The 20,681-nt window shown below is 58.3% G+C and carries 18 protein-coding genes; 5 read left to right on the top strand and 13 right to left on the bottom strand.

All coding sequences use genetic code 11. The features are described from left to right. Positions 1 to 36: 36 nt before the first annotated feature. The 4 genes from JWS10_RS18830 to JWS10_RS18815 all read right to left on the bottom strand — a co-directional run bounded on the left by JWS10_RS18830 (position 37) and on the right by JWS10_RS18815 (position 5,770). Entirely contained in the window at positions 37 to 1,017 is a 981-nt protein-coding gene (locus tag JWS10_RS18830) for an ABC transporter substrate-binding protein (protein ID WP_299474203.1), read from the bottom strand. Between the two features lie 254 nt (positions 1,018 to 1,271). Further along, positions 1,272 to 2,111 carry a phytanoyl-CoA dioxygenase family protein gene (locus JWS10_RS18825; RefSeq protein WP_299474205.1) on the bottom strand — a complete coding sequence of 280 codons (840 nt, stop codon included), beginning with the start codon at positions 2,109 to 2,111 and terminating at the stop codon, positions 1,272 to 1,274. 139 nt (positions 2,112 to 2,250) lie between these two features. After that, positions 2,251 to 4,734 carry a GGDEF and EAL domain-containing protein gene (locus JWS10_RS18820; RefSeq protein WP_299509329.1) on the bottom strand — a complete coding sequence of 828 codons (2,484 nt, stop codon included), beginning with the start codon at positions 4,732 to 4,734 and terminating at the stop codon, positions 2,251 to 2,253. 130 nt (positions 4,735 to 4,864) lie between these two features. Continuing rightward, entirely contained in the window at positions 4,865 to 5,770 is a 906-nt protein-coding gene (locus tag JWS10_RS18815; RefSeq protein ID WP_299509328.1) for a LysR substrate-binding domain-containing protein, read from the bottom strand. A gap of 103 nt (positions 5,771 to 5,873) precedes the next feature. On the opposite strand from JWS10_RS18815, the gene JWS10_RS18810 reads away from it, so the two are divergent. Beyond that, on the top strand, positions 5,874 to 7,052 hold the full coding sequence (locus tag JWS10_RS18810; protein ID WP_299509327.1) for an MFS transporter: 1,179 nt from the start codon (positions 5,874 to 5,876) through the stop codon (positions 7,050 to 7,052). A gap of 57 nt (positions 7,053 to 7,109) precedes the next feature. Here JWS10_RS18810 and JWS10_RS18805 read toward each other — a convergent pair whose 3' ends face one another. The 9 genes from JWS10_RS18805 to JWS10_RS18770 form a co-directional block, all read right to left on the bottom strand. Continuing rightward, on the bottom strand, positions 7,110 to 7,514 hold the full coding sequence (locus tag JWS10_RS18805; RefSeq protein WP_299509326.1) for a cupin domain-containing protein: 405 nt from the start codon (positions 7,512 to 7,514) through the stop codon (positions 7,110 to 7,112). A 53-nt stretch (positions 7,515 to 7,567) separates the two neighbouring features. Further along, a complete protein-coding gene (locus JWS10_RS18800) occupies positions 7,568 to 8,614 on the bottom strand; it encodes an NAD(P)-dependent alcohol dehydrogenase (RefSeq protein WP_299509325.1) in 1,047 nt (348 codons plus the stop codon). Positions 8,615 to 8,769: 155 nt separating this feature from the next. After that, positions 8,770 to 9,480: a response regulator gene (locus JWS10_RS18795; protein ID WP_299474224.1), complete on the bottom strand. Its 711-nt coding sequence runs from the start codon at positions 9,478 to 9,480 to the stop codon at positions 8,770 to 8,772. A gap of 15 nt (positions 9,481 to 9,495) precedes the next feature. Continuing rightward, entirely contained in the window at positions 9,496 to 12,177 is a 2,682-nt protein-coding gene (locus JWS10_RS18790) for a sensor histidine kinase KdpD (RefSeq protein ID WP_299509324.1), read from the bottom strand. An 11-nt stretch (positions 12,178 to 12,188) separates the two neighbouring features. Continuing rightward, complete coding sequence (gene kdpC, locus JWS10_RS18785; RefSeq protein ID WP_299509323.1) at positions 12,189 to 12,764, bottom strand: potassium-transporting ATPase subunit KdpC; 576 nt, start codon at positions 12,762 to 12,764, stop codon at positions 12,189 to 12,191. Between the two features lie 9 nt (positions 12,765 to 12,773). Further along, positions 12,774 to 14,810: a potassium-transporting ATPase subunit KdpB gene (gene kdpB / locus JWS10_RS18780; protein WP_299509322.1), complete on the bottom strand. Its 2,037-nt coding sequence runs from the start codon at positions 14,808 to 14,810 to the stop codon at positions 12,774 to 12,776. Between the two features lie 12 nt (positions 14,811 to 14,822). After that, positions 14,823 to 16,493: a potassium-transporting ATPase subunit KdpA gene (gene kdpA / locus JWS10_RS18775; RefSeq protein ID WP_299509321.1), complete on the bottom strand. Its 1,671-nt coding sequence runs from the start codon at positions 16,491 to 16,493 to the stop codon at positions 14,823 to 14,825. A 9-nt stretch (positions 16,494 to 16,502) separates the two neighbouring features. Continuing rightward, complete coding sequence (kdpF, locus tag JWS10_RS21285; RefSeq protein WP_054007232.1) at positions 16,503 to 16,589, bottom strand: K(+)-transporting ATPase subunit F; 87 nt, start codon at positions 16,587 to 16,589, stop codon at positions 16,503 to 16,505. A gap of 7 nt (positions 16,590 to 16,596) precedes the next feature. Continuing rightward, positions 16,597 to 16,821, bottom strand: a complete 225-nt coding sequence (locus tag JWS10_RS18770) for a hypothetical protein (protein WP_299509320.1) — start codon at positions 16,819 to 16,821, stop codon at positions 16,597 to 16,599. A 258-nt stretch (positions 16,822 to 17,079) separates the two neighbouring features. Between JWS10_RS18770 and JWS10_RS18765 the strand changes: the two genes are divergently transcribed. The 4 genes from JWS10_RS18765 to JWS10_RS18750 form a co-directional block, all read left to right on the top strand. Next, positions 17,080 to 18,186 (top strand): ABC transporter substrate-binding protein, encoded by a 1,107-nt coding sequence (locus JWS10_RS18765; protein WP_299509319.1) that lies wholly within the window; start codon positions 17,080 to 17,082, stop codon positions 18,184 to 18,186. A gap of 75 nt (positions 18,187 to 18,261) precedes the next feature. Then, the gene (locus JWS10_RS18760; RefSeq protein ID WP_299509318.1) at positions 18,262 to 19,173 is read left to right on the top strand and encodes an ABC transporter permease subunit; all 912 of its coding nucleotides are present in this window, start codon (positions 18,262 to 18,264) and stop codon (positions 19,171 to 19,173) included. Continuing rightward, positions 19,170 to 19,997 (top strand): iron ABC transporter permease, encoded by an 828-nt coding sequence (locus tag JWS10_RS18755; RefSeq protein WP_299482930.1) that lies wholly within the window; start codon positions 19,170 to 19,172, stop codon positions 19,995 to 19,997. Before JWS10_RS18760 ends, JWS10_RS18755 begins: the two co-directional genes overlap by 4 nt. After that, positions 19,994 to 20,681 (top strand): ABC transporter ATP-binding protein (locus tag JWS10_RS18750; protein ID WP_299509317.1); only part of this gene is annotated, 688 nt, incomplete at its 3' end. The genes JWS10_RS18755 and JWS10_RS18750, both read left to right, overlap by 4 nt.

Genomic DNA, 20,681 nt, shown 5'->3' with positions numbered 1-20,681 from the left:
GTGCGGCGGGCTTGCGCCAACCGCACCTGCTTTGACTCAATAGGCCGTCGCTAGGCTTTCGGCTGCATTGGTGGCGTCATAGAACCGATCGGGGTTGATGAGCTTGGCTTCAATTGCCTCACCATTCGCATAGGCTACAGCCGTATCGAACGCCTTGGGGCCGAACAGGGGGCTGCACTCGCAGACTGCGGCTACCTTGCCGTCAACGATCAGTTGAACGATTTCCTTGCCGCCATCAATCGAGAGAATGATCACATCTTTACCTGCGACCTTGCCAGCAGCCTCGACAGCCGAGATGGCACCGATCGCCATTTCGTCGTTGTGCGCATAGATTATGTCCGCGTCAGGATGAGCTTGCAGCAAAGTTTCAGCAACCTGACGGCCTTTATCGCGGGCGAAGTCGCCGGTCTGTGAGGCCAGAATGGTGAAAGCCGGGTTCGCAGCGATCACATCGTCAAAACCCTTTTTGCGGTCATTGGCGGGCGACGAACCAGTCGTGCCCTCAAGCTGCAAGATCTTGCTCTTGCCGCCGGCATTGGCCACCAGCCAGTCCGCGACACGTTTGCCTTCCTCAATGAAGTCGGACCCGATGAAAGTCACGTAATCCTCGCCAGCCTTTGCCAGCGACTGGTCCACATTGCGGTCAAGCAGGATGACCGGAATATTCGCGCCCTTGGCAGCCTTGATCGCGGGGATAAGAGGCAGTTCTTCGCGCGGAGCCAAGAAGATCAAATCGACGCCCTGCGCGATCATCGAGTTCACGTCGGCCACCTGCTTCGCCGCAGAGCCTGCCGCATCGGTGTAAACCATTTGCCAACCACGCTTAGCAGCTTCGTCCTGCATGCTTTTGGTCTGGGCCAGACGCCAAGGGTTGTTGCTTTCAGTTTGCGCAAAGCCGACCTTGTAAGTGTCTTTTTTTGGAAGCGCGGGGGCCTGAGCGAAGGCCGCCCGGGCGAAAGCGGATGCCGCAGCAGCGACGGCTGCCGAGACCAGCAGATGACGGCGGGAAAGGCTCATTCTGTTCTCCTCCCAGAGATTGGATTTTTTTTGCCAGTCCTCAAAGGATGCGTCCCTTATAATCATCAGTCAATTGGTATTCAGTGTGGATCAGTATTGTGCAGCCAGCACCTTAGTGCCCACGAGGGGGCAAGGTTAAACTATTGGCCTGACAGAAGGCTGTGACTAACGAGACGCTGCGCACCCAGCCTGGCGCGTCTCCCAATCACCTGCAAAAAAGTTATCAGGTTGGCCGCCGAGAAGCCGAGTACTCCTCACTCAGCCCCCATCACCAGACCCTCTATGTCGTGCTTCTGCGTTATCGGCTCCAGCTTGTCCACGACACGGCAGACCAAGTGCTTGCGAACCTCGGCAGGCAAGCCATCGTAGTAGCTTTGCGTCACCATCATGTCATGCAACTCTGCGTGGCCCGCACCGGGGGCGTCTACGCCCAAAACCATCACCGGTCGGGCAATTGGCGAGCCGTGCGCCGTGCCACGATGCATGGTCAGCGCCGACCGACACGAGATATCGCCCATCTGCGGGTATTTTTTGACGGCCTTTTCAGCAAACTCGGGCCAAACATCTTTCGGAGGAAACATCTCGTGGTTCCACGTCCGGCCATCATTCCATTGCGTACCGGGCGCGATCTCGAAGGGGCCCATGTCGGGGGTCACATCCACGCCCGTCAGATTGAAGGCCAGAGAGGTAATACGACGGTCGTTATAGGTGTCGGGAGGCGAGGGGAAGTCCCGGTGCCACGGCTGGGCTTTGGCGCCCTGAAACGGGGTATCGAACCCGATTTCAACGATTTGATAGTCCGGCCCGCAAACCGCCTTCGCCATTCCGACAACCCACGGATGGGTGACAAGGCTGACGAAGCCCCCGAAATCTTCCGGGTGTATCTCGACATACCACCGCCGCGGGCCTCGCCCAATCGCCCCGCGGGGCCGCTGAATCGCGGCCCAGAAAGCGGTCATCATGTCTTCTCGCATGGCCTCGGCCCACTCGCGCGGGAAAGCGCCTTTTTTCCCGACGATGCCATCCCGATAAAGGGTCTCAAAATCGGCTTTAAGCGCGGTGTCTGCAACATCGGCAGGATATGTGTCGTTCATGTGAACCTCCGGAGATCAGGGCCAACAAATCTTTGTTGAAGAAGATCACCATTTTTGCGTGCTTGCCAACAAATTAGTCTGCGCCTGCGGCCTGTTCAAGATAGCGCTGCATCACGTACAATAGGCTAAAGACTCACGTTCACTGCGCCAGAAGGGCGCCGATATCCGACGAACTCATTGGTTTACCGAGTCCAAAGCCCTGCAGGAAATCGCACTGCAAATCACGCAGAATGTCAACGTGATCAGCCGTTGCCACGCCCTCGGCAACCACCTGCACATTGAGCAATTTCCCTATCGAGATCATCGCTTCGAGCAGCGCGCGCCGCGTGTGTGATCGAACGATTGGTTCAACGAACTCCTGAGCAATTTTCAGTCGCTTAGGCTTAATCTGGAGCAAGCTGATGATAGAGGCATGTCCGGTTCCGAAATCATCAATCTCGACGTCTATGCCCAAGGTGTGAAGTATGCGCAAATTCGTGCTTGTTATGACGTCATTCACATCTAGGAAGACCGATTCCAACAGTTCGAATACGATGGTACCGGGGGGTATATCCAAGTTCCCAAGCCACGCGCCCAGATTTTTATCTGCCAGGCGCGCTGCGGTTATGTTGACAGAGACCTGAGGCAGAGCCAGGCCCTTGGAGCGCCATTCCCTCATGTCTGCCAACGTCGAAGTAAATACGATCTCATCCAGCTTAGTTGAGAGGCCCATCTCTTTGACGGCGCCAAGAAAATCGTCTGGCATGACAATCCCGAGAATAGGACTTTGCCATCTCACGAGTGCCTCTAGACCGCTCAATTTCATTGTTTGTGCATCGAACTGAGGCTGATAATGACAAACAAATTCATTTCGTTCAAATGCTCTGATCAGATCATTTTGAAGCTCAATTCGACGGATGGTTTGCTCGCTCATGCTAGGGTCGTAGGAACAGAAGGTCCCTCGTCCATTCTGCTTCGCTTGATAAAGCGCAGCATCTGCGAAAATGAATAAGTTGCCATATTGTCCGTCTTGGATGCCAAGCCTTGCCAAACCGATACTAAGGCCAAGTTCGATTTTCGTGTCAGCATGTGAAAATGGTACGCCAAACGCGGCAATGATATCCTGCGCAATTTTTTCCATTTCCTCAGGCTGGGGTGCTTGGGGGTACAGGGCGACAAATTCGTCGCCGCCGATTCGCGCAACCAAATTGCCTGATGGTATAGATCGCTTCAAGATTGACGCAGCATACTTTAGGGCAGCGTCCCCAGCGTCGTGCCCAAAGTTATCATTTATTTGCTTGAACCTGTCGATGTCGAAATGCATTGCGCCGATGTGGCTGATCGTATCATCCGCTCGTGCCGCGGTAAAAACTTCGTCAAGACGCCGCCGATTTGCTAGCCCGGTTAGCGCGTCGTGCCTGCTTTCGTATTCCAACTGGCTGCGTGCATATTCCAGCGCAAGCGTCTTGCGATGATCCGAGGTCAGGTCAAGATTGACGCCAACGTATCTATCCCCAATTTCGGCATCCGGAACGAATTTGCCGCGTGTTCGGATATATTTTTCCGTTCCATCCGATGTAATAACTCTGTAATCGCAGGCGATATCCTTGCGCGCGCGTACACAGGCATTATTGTACGCTACAGTGGCGTCACGATCATCGGGATGAATAAGATTTGCCCAATCGCTTTCCGGCCGAGCCGCTAAGCCATCTTGTAGGCCAAAAATCTGCAGAGCACGCTCATCCCAGATTGCGCTGTCCGTTTCGATCTTAAGTTCCCACTGGCCCATTTCGGCAGCTTCGATCGCTACGCCCAAGCGTCCCGCAAGACGCGTCCGCTCCTGCTCGATAAGCTTGAGATCGCTGATATCTGTGTCGGTGCCAATGATCCGGGCGGGTATTCCGGTAGGAGTGCGGCGCACGACGCGTCCACGACTCAAAATCCAAATCCAATGGCCTTCGGTATGACGCTGTCGGAAGGTGTAATTTACAATGTCTGTCCGACCGGCATCTTGCAAAGCGAGCTGTGTTTTGACTCTGCCAACATCGTCCGGGTGAATGGTCTTCAACCAATCCTCGGTGGTCTCTTCTGCGGCCGCGTCTTTGGACAATCCACGCATCGCGCGCCATGTGTCAGACAGAAAGTGGCGCTCGAGTTCGAAATCGTGATCCCACACTCCTTGATTTGCACTCAGAAGCGCGGTCTTCCATCGCAACTCTCTGCGTATCAATTCGTCAACGTCTGCCGCAGCGACAGGGTCGCGCAAAATTTCGTCTAGGGACTGGTTTTGATTTGGGACAACGTTGCAAATCTGCTGGAAAAGAAATCCGGACAAATAGTTATCTTCATCCTTAACATACTGGGCAGACCAAACGTCGCATCTGGAAGTCAGCGTATCAGAGCGCTTTGCATCGAAAGTTCCACAGGCCATTGCTTGGTCGAACCAAGACGATGCCGCAGCTGCGCGCGATGGGTCAAGTACATCGTGGATTTGCTGGCCGACGAGAGGGCGTGAAGCGGCACCAAAACGGGCCATTGCAGAATCACTGGCGAACTCGATTGTGCCACGAAGATTGGTCGCGAAAGCTGGAACGCGCGAAGCTTTGACGGCTTGCGCGACGCTTCCCTCAAGTTTGATGTCCATTTTGAACCTCTCACTGATGGCTGAATGCTTCGCGCATTAATGCCCGCGCCATGTTAGTTGTCATGTCAGTGTTAGTTCACATTTGCCAACCATACAACCCAAGCGTGTAGTAATCGCGCCAGATGCGCCCTTAATCTCGTGCTGGCAGCCATACGGTCAGAAAATCCACGAATGCGCGGATGCGGGGGGCGAGTTGCGGGTGGTCGGCAAAAACGGCGTGGACGACCTCGGTGTCTTTGGCGTCCCAGTCTTGCAGAACAGGCACCAATGCGCCGCGTGCGATATGCGGTGCCACGTTGTATTCACCCGATCGCATCAGCCCGCCGCCCGCGATGCAGATTTCGCGCACGGTTGGTCCGCTGTTGGACAGGAAAGGCCCGCTGATTGCCTGAATGAGCGGCTGTCCGGTGGACGGATCACGAAATGGCCATTCGTCGCGCGTTTTCAAAAAGTTATAACGCAGGCAGGCGTGGCGGGTCAGCTCAGATGGCACCAGCGGCGCGCCATAGCGCTTCAGGTAATCGGGGCTGGCCACGATGACGCGGGGGGTGCTGAAAATACGCCGCGCTTTCAGGGTGGAGTCGCGCAGCGCACCTGCGCGCAGTGCCACATCGGCACGCTCTTGCCAGAGGTCAATCACTTCGTCGGTGAGCGAAAGATCGAGCTCAATGTCGGGATAGCGGGCCAGAAACGCGGGGACGATGGGCAGGATGTAGTGCTGCCCAAACGCCACCGACGAGCTGACCCGCAGCGGGCCGCGCGGCACAAGGCGCGCGCCCTCACCAATACGAGTTTCCATTGCGTCCATCGCATCAAGCAGCCGACGTGCCTCGGCGAGATAGACCTCACCTTCAGGCGTCGGGGTCAGCGTGCGAGTTGATCGCACCAGCAACCGCGCTCCAAGTCGTTGCTCCAGCCGCGACACCAATTTTGACACCGCAGAGGGGGTCATTCCCAGCTTGCGCGCAGCCGCTGAAAAGCTGCCATGCGCCAGAGTGCGCACGAACACCTCCATTTCCCCGAACCTATTGTCCATTGCTCACCTGTGAAACTATTTCACAATTGTTCCACCATTCCATGCGATTATCAAGCGGTACTTGATGCTGCATATCTGGCGCACCGAAATTGGAGTTTGCGCTATGCCCCTCGCCTTACTTGCCCTGACCATCGCAGCCTATGCGATTGGCACCACTGAATTTGTCATCGTCGGGCTGTTGCCCCTTGTGGCGAGCGATCTTGGCATCAGCCTGCCGCAAGCTGGTCTGATCGTCAGCGTCTATGCACTTGGCGTGACGTTCGGTGCGCCGATCCTGACGGCGCTGACCGGCCGGATACCACGGAAGCCGTTGTTGCTCGGTCTGATGGCGCTGTTTATCCTTGGCAATTCCGCCGCTGCTTTAAGTTCCAACTACTCCCTGCTGTTGGTGGCCCGGGTGTTGTCGGCGTTTGCGCATGGGGTGTTTTTCTCCACCGGGGCGATCATTGCAGCCTCGTTGGTTGCACCAGACCGCCGCGCGTCGGCGATTGCGCTGATGTTCATGGGGCTAACCTTTGCCATCATCACCGGAGTGCCGCTAGGCACGATGATCGGGCAGGCGTTTGGCTGGCGTGCGACGTTCTGGGCGGTCAGTGGGTTGGGCGTGATTGGGCTGCTGGCGATTGCCGCGTTCCTGCCGTCGAACCTTGAGCGGCCAGCGCCTGCAAGTCTCGCCGATCAGGCGCGCGTGCTGACCAGCCCGCGTCTGCTGTTGGTTTACGGGATGACGGCGCTTGGCTATGGCGGCACTTTCGTGGCCTTCACCTATCTTGCAGCGATTCTGGAGCAGATCAGCGGCTTTGCCCCCGGTCATGTCAGCCTGATCCTGATGCTTTACGGGGTGGCTATTGCGGCTGGCAACATCTTGGGCGGTCGTCTGGCCAACCGTGATCCGGCCCGCGCGCTGGTCTGGCTGTTTGCCGCACAGGCGCTGGTGTTGCTGGCGTTTACCTTCACCGCACCGCACCCGGTTCTGGCACTGATCACACTAGCGGCGCTTGGGTTTTTGTCTTTCGCCAACGTGCCAGGGTTGCAGCTTTACGTCGTGCAACTGGCACAGACTCATCGCCCCGGATCGGTGGACACCGCATCAGCCTTCAACATCGCGGCATTCAATCTTGGCATCGCCGTCGGCGCATGGGCGGGCGGTCTGGTCGTGGCATCTTCGCTCGGCTTAGGCGCAACACCCTGGGTCGGAGCTATCTTGGTAGCCGCCGCACTGATCCTGACCCTATGGAGCGCGTCGCTGGATGCCCGCGCCCCTGTGTCTGTCCCGGCTTGAACAAGTTATGCGATCAACCCCGCATGGTGTTGATCGCATATTTTCGCAACAAATACTTCACGGCTGCGCGGCAGGATAATCCGCATCGCTGACGTGTTCGAGCCAATCGACGGCCTTACCATCCAATGCCTCGGCTATGGCTATATGGGTCATCGCGACGGTCGGCGACGCACCGTGCCAATGTTTCTCGCCCGGAGCAAACCACACCGTATCGCCGGGCCGGATTTCTTCCACCGGACCGCCTTCGCGTTGCGCAAGTCCCAGACCAGCGGTGACGATCAGCCGCTGACCCAAAGGATGCGTGTGCCAAGCGGTGCGCGCGCCGGGCTCGAACGTGACAATAGCGCCACCCGCGCGCGCTGGAGCAGCGGCACTGAAGGAGGCATCAATGCGGACGTTGCCGTTAAACCAGTCTGCCGGACCGCGCATTGAAGGTGTGGTGCCGTTGCGTTTGATTTCCATACTGGTTTTCCTCCAATTGTTGGGGCGACAAAGGTTCGCCGCCCCATGCAGAATTAAGCTTGCAGCGAGGCCATATCGACGACGAAACGATAGCGCACATCGGATTTTTCCATACGGGCGAAGGCGGCGTTGATTTCGTCCATGCGGATCATCTCCACCTCGGGCAGAATGTTGTTTTCGGCGCAGAAGTCCAACATCTCTTGCGTCTCACGGATGCCACCAATCGGCGAGCCTGCAATGCGGCGACGGCCCATCAGAAGCGGCACGGTCGAGAGTTCCGCCATCGGCCCAACTTGCCCAACGATCACCAGCGTGCCATCAACATCCAGCAGCGGCAGATACGGTTGCAGGTCGTGCTTGATCGGCACCGTGTCGATTATCAGATCAAAAGCATTTGCCGCATCTGTCATCGCGTTAGCGTCCGTCGATAACAACATCCCTGCTGCGCCGAGTGCCTTGGCGTCAGCGGCCTTATCTGCGGTGCGGCTAACCACCGTGACATGCGCACCAAGGCCCGCCGCGAGTTTCACCGCCATATGGCCAAGCCCGCCTAGCCCAATCACACCAACCCGGCTACCCGGCCCGACTTTCCAAGTGCGCAACGGCGACCAAGTGGTGATCCCAGCGCACAAAAGCGGTGCAGCCTTGGAAATATCAAGCCCGTCCGGCATCCGCAAAACAAACTCTTCGCGGACGACAAGGTGTTTGGAATAGCCGCCGTACGTCATGTCTTTGGTGATGCGATCTGTGCCGCCATAGGTGCCTGTGCTACCTTCACGACAAAGCTGTTCCTCGCCCTTTTGACATTGATCGCAATGTTGACAGCTATCGACCATACAGCCTACCGCGACATGATCGCCGATTTGGTGTTTGGTAACAGCCGCGCCAACCTCAATCACTCGGCCAACAATCTCATGACCCGGCACAGCGGGGAAAGTCGTCCAGCCCCAGTCATTGTGCGCCCAATGCAAGTCAGAGTGGCATACGCCGCAATACAAGATTTCCATCACCACATCGTTGGGGCGTGGTGCGCGACGAGTGAAATTAAACGGAGCGAGGTTCGAACTGGCGCTATGCGCTGCGAAACCAATGGTCTGCATTGGGAAATCCTTTCTTTGGCCAAACAGAAAAATCGATGTTGCACCCGGATATAGTACACCTTGCGTAGGCGATAAGATTAGTTCGGTGGAAAGTTTATCTGCTGAGTGCAAAGATATAGGGTAGAAAATCCAAATAAACGTTGCGGGTATATAACTTAGCCATCGCCCAAACTGGCGTCATTGCCAGCGATAAAGCGATAGCCGACGCCGGGTTCCGTCACGATATAGCGCGGATTAGAGGCATCATCGCCGAGTTTGGCGCGCAGTTGGCGGATGAAAACCCGTAGATATTGACTGTCTTCCACATGGGCCGGACCCCAGAGCGTGCTCAAGATCATGGATTGCGTGACCAACCGCCCGGAATTGGAGGCGAGCATCCAGAGCATGTCAAATTCACGTCGGGTCAGATGCAAGGCGGTGCCGGCTTGTGTGACGTGATGCAGGGCGGCGTCTATACGCAAATCACCTGCGTCAATCACGGCGGGAACGGCTTCGGTTGGGTTGCGGTCGCGCAAAAGACTGCGCACGCGGGCAAGCAGTTCTTTGACGCTGAACGGTTTGACGACGTAATCCTGTGCGCCCGCATCCAGCGCCGCGACCTTGCCAGCCTCATCCGAGCGCACGGATAGGATCAACACCGGCATCGCGCTCCATCCCCTCAGGTCGCGCAGCACAGACAGACCGTCCGCATCGGGCAGGCCAAGGTCAAGGATCAGCATCGCCGGGGTTTCTCGGGCGGCCGCGAGCAGTCCTTCGCGGGCGGTGGCGGCCTCCAGCACGCTATGGCCATCGGATTCCAGGGCTACCCGCAGAAAGCGGCGGATCGGGGCTTCGTCGTCGATGACTAGGATGCGGGCGGCGGTCATGCAGGCTTTCAAATATCAAGTGATGGCCGCGGGGGCATGGATTTGCAGCGTCATCACGATACGCGTGCCCGTGCCGTTTGGCCATGTGGCTTCGGCGCGGATGCTGCCGCCCATGGATTCGATCAGTCCCTTGCAGATCGCCAATCCTAAGCCGGTGCCTGCGCGTTGCCGATCACCCCCCTCAACCCGGTAGAACATCTCAAAAATTCGGTCGCGGTCTTCCAGCGGAATACCGGGGCCACTGTCGGCGATGGTCAAGGTCAGCAAGCTGCCATTGGTTTTGGCGGATAGGCTGATTTCGCTGCCTTCGGGCGAATATTTGACGGCGTTGTCGATGATATTGAACAGCACTTGTTCCAGCAACACCGGATCGGCCTGGACTGGTGGCAACGTTTCGGGCAGGTCTGTCGTCAGCGGATGCAGTCGCAGAATTGCCCGCATCCTGTGCCGCGCTGATCCTACAACCTCGGCGAGATCTACGGCAGAAAGTTTCGGGCGCAGCGCGCCGTGGCCGAGCCGAGTCATGTCGAGCAGGTTTTGCACATACCGATCCAGCCGCTCACCTTCCTCGCGGATGAGTTCGGCGAGTTCGCGGCGGCTGGCTTCGGGCAGACCTTCCGGGTCGGTCAAACTACCTGCCGCGCCGATAATGGTGACAAGCGGCGTGCGCAAGTCGTGACTGACCGATGACAGAAGCGCGCTGCGCAGGCGCTCAGTTTCGGTCGCCAGCCGAGTAGCCGCAAGATCTTCGGTCAGACCGAGCCGCTCTAATGCCAGCACGATTTGGTCGCTCAACGCTTCCATCAACCGAGGATCAAGCCTTAGCAACGCGCCGTCATCGTCGAACGCAATGCCCAAAACCCCAAACCGCCGCGTGGTGGTTTTAAGCGGCATAAAATACCACCGCGCCGTCGGCAGGGTGTTGGAGCCGCGGCCAGCAGCCTCGCCCTTGTCCCAAGTGTATTGCGCCGCCATCTGGTCGCGCACGTCCAACTGATCTTCCGGGGGAAAACCGCCGACGATCTGCAGCGTTTCGGATGCATTCGGCATAAGCAAAAGACTTTCGCAGCGCAACGTCACCGCAACATGGCTGACCACCGCCCAAATAAGATCATCTTTCTGCGAAGCCGCAGCGACCTTCCGGCTGAAATCGTAAAGCTTATTGGTGCGCTCCGAAATCTCGGCCTGCACGGTTGCGCGGTGGCGCAACCGTGCCGCTAAGTTGCCGGTAATCAGCGAGGCAACAAGAAATAGTCCTAGGGTCAGAACCTCGCTGCGGTCGGTGATGGTAAAATCGAAGCGGGGATCGACGAAAAAGAAATCAAACGAGAAAAATCCCAAGATGGAGGCCACGATTGCCGGAAAATTGCCCTGACGTGATGCGACAATAATCACTGCGGTCATAAAGATCAGCGACAGCGAGGCGACCGGGAACAGATTATCCGCCAATACTGCGGCTGCGTTAGCCAAGACTGTAATCCCCGCCGCCTCAATCAAGCCGCGCCGTGTTGGCCTTTGTAAAGGCGTTAGCGTGCGGGTCGGATCCAGCTGCGCATCAAGTTGCGAGGCGACTGTGATCTCAAACGACCCGGCGCGCCGCATCAAATTTTGCACGACGTCTTCATGCAGCCAGCGCGTCAATACCGATCTGCGACGGGGATAGCCTACGATGATACGGCGCACATTGCGTGCTCGGGCATAAGACAAAATCGCGCTGGCGGTGTCTTGTTCGGCCTCTATTGTTGCAACTTCGGCACCCAAACGTTCGGCGAGACGCAGCGCCGTGGAAATTCGGTCGCGCTGGGCTTCGCCAAAGTCATGCTGGCGAGCCGAGGTGACATTCACCGCGATCCAGTCGGCCCGAGCGCGATCTGCCGAGCGTTTCGCAACCCGAATCGCTTCGCGCGCGGCAGGGCTGTCGTTCAGGCACACCAAAATACGCTCTTGCGTCGGCCATGGGCCTTCGATGGCATTGGCAGCCATGTGCTCGCGCAGTTGCGCATCGACCCGGTCAGCGGCAGTCCGCATCGCGAGTTCGCGCAGGGCCGTCAGGTTGCCTTTGATAAAGAACGAGTTTATCGCGCGAGCCGCCTGATCCTGCGGATAAATCTTCCCCGCCTTCAAGCGTTCGAGCAGTTCATCTGGCGGAAGATCAATTAACTCTATCTCATCGGCGAGTTCCAATACCTGATCGGGCACGGTCTCGCGCACCCGGACCCCCGTGATGCGGGCCACAGTTTCGTTGAGGGTCTCAATGTGTTGGATGTTCAGCGTGGTATAGACGTCGATGCCTGCTGCCAGCACCTCGGCGACATCCTGCCAGCGTTTTTCGTGCCGCCCGCCTTCCGCATTGGTATGCGCTAACTCATCAATCAGCGCCAAGGTGGGGTGGCGGGCGAGCAGCGCGTCAAGGTCCATCTCGGTCAAAGCGCGGTTCTTATACAGCACCGGCTTGCGCGGCAGCAGCGGCAGGTCCGCCAGTTTCGCCTCGGTTTCCGCCCGCCCGTGGGTTTCAATCACCGCCGCCACTACATCGACGCCCTTAGCCCATTCGCGATGGCCGTCATCCAACATCGCCCAGGTTTTACCCACCCCCGGAGCCGCGCCGATGAAAATCTTCAACCGCCCGCGACCTTCCCGGTTGGCGCGTTCCAGCAAGGCAGCCGGAGAAGGTCGAGGATCGGCAACAGGCTTCATCGGCGGCTCCCTTAACCGCCAACGAGTGGCATCGGAAACTCCGCGTCAAGCGCCAGATTGGTTTGCAGCACATTTACCGTAGGCTCGCCATACAGCCCCAACAACGGCGATTTGGTTTGTTTGGTAATCAGAGCTAGCACGGCTCCGCGATCAACGCCGCGCGCAGTGGCGATCCGTGCCGCTTGGGCAAGGGCGTTTTCCGGGCTGACATCCGGGTCAAGCCCAGAAGCCGACGTGGTAACGGCATCAATCGGGGCTTCCGCGCTGTTTTCCGCGGTGTAGGCGGCCCGACGTTCGGCAACGCTGGCGATCAGCGCCGCATTGGTCGGCCCCAGATTTGAAGCACCAGAAGGCGTCGCGCCATAGTTAGAAGCTGAGGGGCGCGGGTGCAAATAGCCTGCTCCGACAAACGATTGCGCGATCAGGGCAGAGCCGATCACCACGCCATCCTTCTCAATCAGGCTGCCAATGGCCTCTGCGGGAAACAGTACGTGTGCGGCCCCGGTAATCGCGAAGGGATAGGCGAGGCCAGTCAGCAGGGTGAAGCCAAGCGTCAGGGTGATTGCAGGACGAAGATGGGTAAGCATTGGAACCTCCTATGCCAGATTGAGAGCAACCAAGGCGAGGTCGATCGCCTTGATGCCGATGAAGGGAACGATCAGGCCGCCCAAGCCATAAATCAGCAGATTGCGACGCAGCAGCACCGCCGCAGAAGACGGGGTGTATTTCACGCCGCGCAAAGCCAGTGGCACGAGGGCAATCAGGATCAGCGCGTTGAAAATCACAGCCGACAAAATCGCCGAGTTGGGCGAAGCGAGTCCCATGATGTTCAGCACGCCAAGGCCGGGATAGGCGGTGACAAACATCGCGGGCAGAATGGCAAAATACTTCGCTACGTCGTTGGCGATAGAAAATGTGGTTAGCGAACCGCGTGAGATCAGCAACTCCTTCCCAACCATCACGATCTCGATCAGCTTGGTGGGGTCGCTATCGAGGTCGATCAGGTTGGCGGCCTCCTTAGCGGCCGGAGTGCCTGCATTCATAGCAACGCCAACATCGGCTTGCGCCAAAGCAGGCGCGTCGTTCGATCCGTCACCGCACATTGCGACCAAGCGGCCCCCGGATTGCTCGCGCTTGATCAAGTCGAGCTTCATCTCGGGCGTAGCTTCGGCAAGAAAATCGTCCACACCAGCTTCGGCAGCAATCGCAGCGGCGGTCAGTGGGTTGTCCCCGGTAATCATCACGGTGCGGATACCCATAGCGCGCAGCTCGGCGAAACGTTCGCGCACGCCGGGTTTCACCACGTCTTTCAGATGCACCGCACCCAAGATCGTAAAACCGCTGGATACCAGCAGCGGGGTGCCGCCCGAGCGCGCAATAGCATCAATCTCCTGTGCCAGCGCCGGGGCGGGAACTTGCGCAGTCAAACGCACCACCGCGTCAATCGCACCTTTGCGCAGGAAGGTGCCGTCGGCCAGATCAAGCCCGGACAGCCGGGTTTGCGCGGTAAACTCGACCGGGGTGGAGCCTTCCGGCTGGGCAAGGTCGCGGCCCAGCAGCGAGCGGGCTTTCTCGACAATCGAGCGGCCCTCCGGCGTCTCGTCGGCGAGGGAGGCGAGGTACGCCGCCTCGGCCAAGGTCGCCATATCGACACCCGGAGCAGGGATCAGCGCGTCGGCCATACGGTTGCCGAAGGTGATGGTGCCAGTTTTATCCAGCAGCAGCGTATCGACGTCGCCTGCCGCCTCAACAGCGCGGCCCGATTTGGCGATGACGTTAAACTTCACCAAACGGTCCATACCGGCGATGCCGATCGCCGACAGCAAGCCGCCGATGGTCGTCGGGATCAGCGTGACGAACAAAGCGCCAAGCACGACGACCGGAATCTTCAATCCGGCAAAGCTGGCGAAGGCGGGCAGGGTGACGACGACGAACAGGAAGATCAGCGTCAGCCCGGCGAGAAGGATGTTCAAAGCGATCTCGTTCGGAGTCTTTTGCCGCTCGGCACCTTCAACCAAAGCGATCATGCGGTCCATGAAGCTTTTGCCCGGCTCGGCGGTGATCCGCAGCACCAGCCAATCTGACACCACCGTCGTGCCGCCCGTCACCGAAGACCGATCGCCGCCAGCCTCACGGATCACCGGGGCACTTTCGCCGGTGATTGCACTTTCGTTGACCGAGGCCACGCCGCGCACGGCCTCGCCATCGGTCGGTATCACATCGCCAGCCTCAACCAGCACGAACTGACCCGCCTGCAACTCGTCAATCGGTGTGAGCAAGGCCACGTCGAAGGCGCTCTGCGGCCCCTCCAGCCGTTTTACCATACCGATGGTTTTGGTCGCGCGCAGCGTATCGGCGCGAGCCTTGCCACGACCCTCCGCCAAAGCCTCGGCGAAGTTGGCGAATAGCACGCACAGCCACAGCCAGACCGAGATATGCAGCGCCTGCCAGCCACCGACCGTGCCGCCGCCAATATCACGCAGCGCGAGGATAGTGGTCATCAGCGCGACGACCGCCGTAGTGAAGATCACCGGGTTGCGGGCAAGTCCACGCGGGTCAAGCTTGACGAAGGTTTGGCGCAAAGCTGCGGGTGCCAGATCGCGCAGGGTTGCTGTTGGGATAGAGTTAGACATGATTTCAAGTCCTTAAAAGCTCTGGCCAGCGACACGAGCGGTTTCTTCCGCAATCGGTCCGAGTGCCAGCACAGGAAAGAAGGTGAGCGCGCCAAGGATCAGCACGGTCAGGATCAGCAGGGTGACGAACAGCGGCCCATGTGTCGGGAAAGTCCCCGCGGTCGCCTCGGCCTTGGTCTTGCGCGACAGCGAACCTGCAATCGCCAACACCGGAATGATCATCGCATAGCGCCCGAGGATCATCACCAGACCGATGGCGGTGGTGTGCCAAGGCAGCGATGCCCCCCAGCCACCAAAGGCCGAGCCGTTGTTGCCCGTCGCGCTGGAATAAGCGTAAAGCACTTCGCTAAAGCCATGCGGGCCGGGGTCTTGAATGGCGGCCAAGGCGCTGGGCAGGGTTGAGGCGAAGGCTCCGACCACCAGAATACCCAGTGGCATTGACAGGAAGCCGATCACCGCGAGCGTCACCTCACGCGCTTCGATCTTGCGGCCAAGATATTCCGGCGTGCGCCCCACCATCAGCCCAGCCAAGAACACCGCGATGATGCAATAGAGCAGCATACCATACAGGCCCGAACCGACGCCGCCGAAGATCACTTCGCCGATCTGCATGAACACCATCATCACCATGCCCGACAGCGGCATAAAGCTGTCATGCATCGCGTTGACCGAGCCATTCGAGGCCGCCGTCGTGGACGCCGCCCAAAGCGAGGATAGCATCGCGCCAAAGCGTGCCTCTTTGCCCTCCATATTGGCGCCGATCCCGAGGTTGGAGTTACCTGCGACCTCATAGAAATGGATCACGGCAACACCAGCCAGCAGCATGATGCCCATAGCCGCGAAGATCGCCCAGCCTTGGCGACGGTCGCGGGCCATGCTGCCGAACAGGAAGCAAAATGCCACCGGGATCAGCAGGATCGACAGGCATTGCGCGATGTTCGAGGCAATCGTCGGATTCTCAAACGGATGCGCCGAATTCACACCGAAAAAGCCGCCGCCGTTGGTGCCAAGCTGTTTAATGGCAATCTGCGCCGCGGCCGGCCCGCGTGCGATGATCTGTTCAGCACCTTCCAACCCTGTGGCCTTGACCGCGCCCAGCAGGGTTTGCGGCACACCTTGGGCGGCTAGAAACAGCGCCAGCGCGATGGAAAGTGGCAGCAGAATCCAGAGGGTAGCGCGGGTCATATCGGCCCAGAAATTGCCGAGACCGCCATCTTTCGGGCCGGTAAAGCCCCGGATCACCGCGACGCCGACCGCCATGCCGCTGGCGGCCGAAACGAAGTTCTGCACCGTCAGCCCGGCCATTTGGCTGAGGTAAGAAAGTTGCGCCTCACCGGAGTAAGCTTGCCAATTGGTGTTGGTTACAAAGCTGACAGCGGTGTTGAACGCAAGGTCAGGCGACATCGCGCCAATGCCATCGGGGTTAAGCGGCAGATAACCTTGCAAGCGCAGCAGGGCATAAAGCAGAACAAAACCAGCAAGGTTAAACGCAAGCACCGCCATCGCATAGGCAGTCCAACTCATCTGACGATCAGGGTTCACCCCTGCGCTGCGCAGCACGATACGGTCTACCCAAGCCAAAGCCGGGATGCGGGCTTCGAATACGCAGCGCATCCAGACCGCAAGGCCAAGGCCAAGTGCTGTCAGCACAGCGAAGTATAAAACGTAAGAGATTAGGGTCATAACATACCCCTAAAAACGATGGGGGGCGATCAGCGCCACCCCGAGATAAACGAACAGCCCCGCCGCAACGGCAAGGCCAAGGATCAGGTCGAACATGATTTCCTCACAGACGGTCTAGGATGCGGATAAGCACTGCAAAGCCGCCAAACGCGGCAAAAGTCAGGGATAGATAGATGAGATCGGACATAGCTTTCTCCGGAGTTGACCCGGCATTTGTGCCCGATCTTCGCGTGAAGCGGATATGTCGAAGGCAGCGGATTGGCGTAAAAAGCGCGTAAAGATCGACGCGGGCGAGCGTGCAAAATCTCAGCATATCGGTGCGGCTCATCTGCTTTGAGGATAAGCGAGCAGTATGAGGCGCATCAGGCTTGCATAATCGCCATGCCGTCATCGGCCAATCGCGAAGAAAGAGAACCCCATCACCTCCGCTCGATCATGGCGACCCGGACAATCGGATGGCAAACCAGCAATTGGTTTTCAGAAACATTCCGACTGCTCGAAAGCTGTCACAGAACCGCAACATGAAAACCCTAAGCAGTGCGAATATCACCCGGACATTGAGCGGGCGTTTCACTGGGAAAATGACATGACATCGAACATTCTGAAAACACTCTGCATGACGACTGCCCTCTCGGCGGCCTCGATCGGCGCTGTTCAGGCGCAGGCTTTCGACATGGACGCGCTGATTGCTGCGGCGAAGGCCGAGGGCACGTTGACAACCATCGCTTTGCCGCATGACTGGTGCAACTATGGTGCCGTAATCGAAGGATTCAAGGCGAAATATGGCATTGCGGTCAATGAGTTGAACCCAAACGCAGGTTCCGGTGACGAGATCGAAGCCATCAAGGCAAACAAAGACAACACTGGCCCGCAAGCGCCCGACGTCATCGACGTTGGCCTGTCGTTTGGCCCGGCTGCAAAGGCCGATGGCCTGATCCAATCCTATAAAGTTTCAGTCTGGGATTCGATCCCCGACTCGGCAAAAGACGCCGATGGTTTCTGGTATGGCGACTATTACGGCGTTCTGGCTGTGGCTGTGAACAAAGACGTCGTGACCGATGCCGCACCCACCAGCTTTGCCGATCTGAAAGACCCGAAATACGCCAACATGGTCGCAATCCCCGGCGATCCGCGCACCGGCAACAGCTCGATCATGTCGCTTTATGCGGCCGGAACGGCGATGGGCGGCAAAGGTGGTGCTGATACCGCAACGGCGGGCATTGGCTATCTGAAGGCGCTGAAAGAAAGCGGCAACTTTGTGGACGTTGGCGGCTCGGCGCAAAACTTCGCGCAAGGCACCACGCCGATCATGATGGATTGGGACTACAACGTTCTGGCGATGCGCGACAAGCTGGCTGGCAACCCGCCGATGGATGTGGTGATCCCGTCCGACGGCGTGATCGCGGGCGTCTATGTGCAAGCGATCTCGGCCTATGCGCCGCACCCGAACGCGGCAAAGCTGTGGATGGAATACATCTACTCGGATGAAGGTCAGCTTGGCTGGCTTTCGGGCTACTGCCACCCGATCCGCTTCAACGACATGGTTTCGCGCGGCGTGATCCCGGCTGATATGATGGCAAAACTGCCAGCGGCTGAGGCTTATGCCAAAGCGATCTTCCCAACATTGGACGAGCAAGCCGCAGCCAAAGCCGTGGTTGCGGATACTTGGGCCACCGAAATGGGCGCAAACTGATCCACTCGGTCTGACAAAGGATGCCGGCGCTCTGCCGGCATCCGCATTTTCTTGCACCCGCCAAAGGGCTTAGCAATGACACTCGACGCAAGCGCAACCCGCGCGGAACTACGCGCACCTCGGCCATCCGTGCCATCCATCAGGTCGTTGAACTGGAGCTGGCTCGGCGTCGCGCCATTCTTCCTGTTCACCTTGCTGTTTCTGATCGGCCCGGTGCTGTATCTGGTGACAGGTGCGTTTCAGAATGCCGAAGGCGCGTTCACCTTTGACAACATGATCGCCCTTGGCAGCCCCAACATCGTTGCCAGCTTTTCGCTGTCGATCCGCCTCAGCATACTTTCGGCGCTAATGGGCGCGGTCGCCGGATTGTTGCTGGGCCACGCTGTGATCTTAGGTGGATTGCCGTCTTGGGTGCGCAATGCGTTCACCACATTCTCGGGTGTCGCCTCAAACTTCGCCGGAGTGCCGCTGGCGTTCGCCTTTATCGCCACATTGGGCCGCCTTGGGCTGGTCACCGTCCTGCTGCGCGATCTGTTCGGCTTCAACCTCTATGCAGCGGGTTTTGATCTGTTTTCCTTTGTCGGGCTGTTGCTGGTCTATCTTTATTTCCAGCTTCCGCTGATGTTCCTGATCATCGCCCCGGCGTTGGATGGGCTTAAGTCCGAGTGGCGCGAGGCGGCTGAGATTTTGGGCGCCACCCGTCGGCAATATTGGCAAATGGTCGGCCTGCCCGTGCTGGCGCCAACCATCCTCGGTTGCTTCCTGCTACTGTTTGCCAACGCTTTTGGCACTCTTGCCACGGTTTATGCGCTGATGGGGTCCGGTTTTGACGTGGTGCCAATCGTGCTGTTCCAGCAGATCAGGGGCAACGTTCTCTATAATCCCAACCTCGGATATGCGCTGGCGCTTGGGATGGTGGTGATCATGGGGGCGTCGAACACTCTCTACCTAATCCTGCGCAATCGCGCCGAACGGTGGCAGAAATGAAAAAATCTTTTCCATTTGCTGCCGCCATAACGGCATTCATCGCCGCCTCGTATTTTCTGGTGCCGCTGATCGCCACCTTTTACTTCTCTCTCCGAATGACGCGTGGAGAGTTAAGCTTTGCCGCCTACCGCTCCGTCCTGAACAGCCCCGAGTTCCTAGCGACCATCGGATATTCTACCGTCGCCTCGTTGCTGGCGATTGTGATGGGCGCGGTTATCATCGTGCCAACTGCCTACTGGGTGCGGTTGAAGATACCAAAACTCCGCCCGGTGGTGGAGTTTATCAGCCTGCTGCCGCTGATCGTGCCGCCGGTGGTGTTGGTGTTCGGCTACATCCGGCTGTTCGGCTCAAATTCTTGGCTTCCGCTAACGGGCAGCACTCAAGGCACCGATGTTTTGCTAGTACTCGGCTATGTCGTGATGTCGATGCCCTATATGTTCCGCGCGGTCGATAATGGCATGGCGGTGATCGACATTGCGACGCTGACCGAAGCCGCCGAAAGCCTTGGTGCCTCGCGCTTCCGCACCATCATCTTCGTGATCTTTCCCAATGTGCGTGCGGCAATTATCTCTGGCGCGTTCCTGACGTTTTCGATCTCGCTGGGTGAGTTCGTGCTGGCAAGCCTGCTGAACCGCCCGGCGTTTGGCCCATATCTGGTGCAACTCGGCCAAGACCGCGCCTATGAGCCCGCAGCGCTTGCGGTGATGTCGTTTGCCTTCACTTGGGCCTGCATGATGTTAATGCAAATCTTCGCGACCAAAAAACCCGGACAGCGCTGGTTCCCACGCTTGCCCTTCTCATCCGCCCAAAGGACCAGAGCATGAGCTTCCTGTCGATCACTGGCGCTACCAAGACGTTCGGCTCAAACGCGGTCGTCAAAGGTTTCGATCTGAACGTAGAAAAGGGCGAGTTCATCTCGTTTTTAGGTCCATCAGGCTGCGGCAAAACCACGGTGCTGCGGATGATCGCCGGGTTTGAGACGCCGACTTCCGGCAAGATCATGATCGACGGTCGCGATGTGACCGATCTTGCCCCCAACAAGCGGCGGATCGGCATGGTGTTTCAGGCATACGCGCTGTTTCCCAACATGAATGTGTTCGGCAATATTGCGTTTGGTCTGAAGATCGCCGGGTTGGACAAGGCGCAGATTGAAACCCGCGTGCATGAAATGCTTGGCTTGATCGGGCTGGAGCATCTGGCAGAGCGTTACCCCTATGAAATGTCGGGCGGGCAGCAACAGCGTGTGGCACTCGCCCGCGCACTGGCTCCGAAACCACAGGTGTTGCTGCTCGACGAGCCACTATCGGCGCTCGATGCCAAGATCCGCGTCTCACTCCGGGAAGAAATCCGGGCCGTCCAGCGACAGCTTGGCATCACCACCGTTTTCGTGACGCACGACCAGGAAGAGGCCATGTCGATCTCCGACCGCATCGTAGTGATGAACGGCGGCCGCGCTGACCAGATCGGCACGCCATCTGATATTTACAACCGCCCGAAGACCCGCTTCG

The organism is Cypionkella sp. (genome assembly GCF_028290025.1).
In the GTDB taxonomy this organism is placed as follows: Bacteria; Pseudomonadota; Alphaproteobacteria; order Rhodobacterales; family Rhodobacteraceae; genus Cypionkella.
Note: the sequence above shows the minus strand (reverse complement) of the source record. Positions and strands in the feature narration are given on the sequence as shown.